This is a genomic window from Catenibacterium sp. UBA627 (assembly GCF_002299355.1).
GTDB lineage: Bacteria > Bacillota_I > Bacilli_A > Erysipelotrichales > Coprobacillaceae > Catenibacterium > Catenibacterium mitsuoka.
In genome coordinates, this window is the sequence record NZ_DBPF01000123.1 from 1 (window position 1) to 872 (window position 872).

2 protein-coding genes are annotated in these 872 nt (G+C 29.9%); both read right to left on the bottom strand.

All coding sequences use genetic code 11. The features are described from left to right. Positions 1-605: SdpI family protein (locus tag B2S90_RS08185; protein WP_286696862.1), on the bottom strand; the 605-nt coding region annotated here is incomplete at its 3' end. Then, positions 592-870, bottom strand: a complete 279-nt coding sequence (locus B2S90_RS08190; RefSeq protein WP_055232454.1) for an autorepressor SdpR family transcription factor — start codon at positions 868-870, stop codon at positions 592-594. The genes B2S90_RS08185 and B2S90_RS08190, both read right to left, overlap by 14 nt. Positions 871-872: the final 2 nt, after the last annotated feature.

Here is an 872-nt window from a genome sequence, read left to right on the forward strand (position 1 = left end):
CTATAGCTATATCCAGAACATAGTAAAATAGATATAAGTATAATACCTAAACCAATAAACATATAACCTAACATACTAAAGATAATATACAACATTCCACTCAATACAAACACATAACCAGAAAATCTATGTGTACGTGACCAGTTCTCATCACTATTTAATGCCCATGAAGTACGAATACCTATAGTATAGTTTCTTTTTATTTTAGGTAAGTAATTACCTAAAATAATAAAGATGAAGCCTATTACTATATTCATAATAAATGTCATATCAAAACGATAGCCTAGATTATATGTAATAATAAGTAGAGTGACCATCAAACATATTAATGGACAGATCATCAATACAATTCTTAATCCTATATCTGGTATATTACTCTTCTTAGGATCCTTGAATGTCATAAAAGCACAGAATATATGAAGTACTAGCATAAAGCCCCACACACCATATAACCCTAAGAACTTATCCATATACCCATCAGGTGTTCCATGAAAATCAAAATGTGTTGCGACTTGTGCAGGTAACTTATTATAAGTCACTAATATACATACAAGTGGCAACAGAAATAATACCAAACTAAACTTAAACCATTTATTCTTCAACATCATCATTTCCTCCTAAGAAAGACTTAAAATACAACAACATTTCTTCAAACACAGTCGCATTAATTTCATAATAAATATAATTCTTATCTTTTTCTTCTCTTATTAAGTCTGCAGATTTTAATATCGATAAATGATATGAGACAGTTGCCTGTGTCATATCAAATTGTGCAGCAATATCTCCCGCAGACATCCTTCCTTTCTTTAATAAGTTAAGAATATCTCTTCTTACTGGTGCACTAAGTGCTTTAAATGTCTTCTCAAACATAT